Source organism: Pantoea sp. Pa-EAmG (assembly GCF_030024295.1).
GTDB lineage: Bacteria > Pseudomonadota > Gammaproteobacteria > Enterobacterales > Enterobacteriaceae > Pantoea > Pantoea dispersa.
In genome coordinates this window covers 1-2,363 of record NZ_JASEWO010000317.1, presented here as the reverse complement: position 1 = coordinate 2,363, position 2,363 = coordinate 1, and the positions used below count along the sequence as shown (strand labels likewise).

Genomic DNA, 2,363 nt, shown 5'->3' with positions numbered 1-2,363 from the left:
AGCAGGTTAATCAGCACAAAGCCCAGCGCGGAAATCATGACGACGGCCTGAAGCACCGCGATATCCTGGTTATTCACCGCCTGCTGCGTGAGCTGCCCAAGCCCGCTGCGGCCAAAAACGGTTTCTGTAATCAGCGCCCCGGCAATCAGTTCACCCAAAAGCAGCCCGGCAATATTCAGCACCGGCAGCAGGGCGTTGCCGGTGACGTGACGCCACAGCACGGCGGTTTCACTCAGCCCCTTTGCCCGCGCAACGGCGACAAACGGCTGCGCCGCCACCTGGTCGAGGCTACGCATCAGGATTTGCGCCAGCGGGGCGGAGATCGGAATGGCAACGGTCACGATCGGCAGGATCAGCCCCTGCAGGGGCGACGGGTTAATGACCGGGATCAGCCGCAGCTGGAAGGAGAAGAGTTGGATCAGGGCGATGCCGAGCCAGAAGGTGGGCAGCGAGATAAACAGCACCGGCAGCGACTGAAGGGTATTGCTCAGCCAGCGTAGCCCCGGCAGGCGGGAAGCAAAGGCCAGAGCAAACGCCAGCAGTACGGCGAGCAAAAAGGCGGGCAGGGCGAGGCTCAGGGTGTCCGGCAGGTTGCTGGCAATCAGCTCGCTGACCGGCACGCCCGCCTGCAGGGAAAAGCCAAAATCCCCGTGCAGCATCGCCAGCAGCGTGTGGGCATACTGTTGCCACAGCGGGCTGTCTGCGCCGTAGGCCACGCGCATCTCCTCGATTTGCGCCGGGCTTAAGCCCAGGTCCGGGTTCTGGAACTTAATCAGCACCGCGTCACCCGGCAGTACCTGAAGCAACACGAACGAGAGGGTGAAGGCGGCCCACAGGACCAGCAGCCCGTGCCCTGCGCGTTGAAGAAGTGCGTGGCTCATCGTCTGCTCCTCAGTGTTTTTCAATCCACGCGCCGTAGAACGACGGGCGGCCTACCGCTTCGAAACTTACGCCCTTCAGCCAGGGGGCCCCGGCAAAGACCTGCGGCTCTTCAAAGATCGGAATGACATAGGCGTTATCCAGCAGGTAGCGCTGGGCATCGCCGGTGAGCTGCAGGCGTTTTTGCGGATCGACTTCGGCAGAAATGTCCACCAGCAGCGCATTGAGTCTGTCGTCGCGGAAGTTTTTCACCTTGTCGCTGGAGCCACCCTTTTGCAGCAGGGCGTCGCGGTTCGCCGGGTAGAACATGCTTTTCACCACGTCCGGGTCGGCGCGGCCCACTTCGGAGACGGTCAGCGGGGTTTTCAGCGGGTCGAGGTTATCCAGCGTGCGGCTGCCTGCATCACCCGCCTTCACGCTCAGCGCCACGCCAACCTGACGCCACTGCTGGGCGACCAGCTGCAGCACCTCTTTGTTTTGCGGCTGCGGCAGGGACTCATAAACGGTGAGCGCCAGACGCTGGCCGTCTTTGGCGCGTATCCCGTCGGCGCCCGCTTTCCAACCTGCCTCGTCCAGCAGCGCGTTGGCTTTAGCGGGATCGACGGTGAGCTTGTCGCTGAGATCGACAAAGCCTGCGGCGGAATCGGCAATCACCGATTTTGCCTGCGGGTAGTTGGGCGAGAAGAGGGTATCGACCACCTGTTTTGCATTGGTGGCGTGCAGCAGCGCCTGGCGAACGCGAATGTCGGCGACCAGCGGATTATCCGGGCGGAAGCTGATGCTGTCGTTTACCCCGCGCGTGGGTGCTGCGTAGATTTTATAGCTCTGGTCGGTGGCCTGTTTTTCGTCATAGGCCTGAACCTGACGAATAAAATCGGCCTGCCCGGCCAGCAGCGCGCCGACGCGCACGCTGTCTTCCTGCGTGACGATAAACGTGATGCCGTCCAGGTTCGCAGGCCCCTGCTGCGCCAGGTTTTTCGGCCCCCACTGATAGTCCTTTCGCGCCTGTAGCGTCACTTCGCGGCCGAGCTTCTCGTCCTTCACCACAAACGGGCCGGAGCCGATGATGTGGCGGGCATCGCCCAGCTCTTCAAAATTGCGCTTGAGGGTGCTTAGCGATACCAGGCCTGAGCCAATGGTCGCGGTGCCCTGCAGGAAGCCGGGCGACGGCTTTTTGAAGAAGAACTTCACGGTCAGGGGGTCGATCACTTCGCTGCGATCGTAATTGTTGATCACCTCTGAAACCGGCAGGCGCTGCGCCTTGTTGCCCAGCCCGTAGGTATCGAAGTTTTTCGCCACGGCGCTGGCGTCAAGCGGCGTGCCGTCAGAGAAGGTGATGCCGGGGCGGATCTTAAAGGTGTATTCGGTTCTGTCGGCGTTCGTGGTCCAGCTTTCAGCCACCCAGGGTTCAACCTGCAGCGTTTTCGGGTTCTGCCAGGTCAGTTTGTCCGTGATTTGGTTCAAAATGCCGCCGTTGGGGTAGA

General features: G+C 61.7%; 2 protein-coding genes. Both read right to left on the bottom strand.

Translation table 11 applies throughout. The features are described from left to right. Positions 1-881: ABC transporter permease (locus tag QMM04_RS22195; protein WP_282997066.1), on the bottom strand; the 881-nt coding region annotated here is incomplete at its 3' end. Between the two features lie 10 nt (positions 882-891). Beyond that, the coding region (locus QMM04_RS22190) for a TIGR04028 family ABC transporter substrate-binding protein (protein WP_282997065.1) at positions 892-2,363 on the bottom strand (1,472 nt) is incomplete at its 5' end.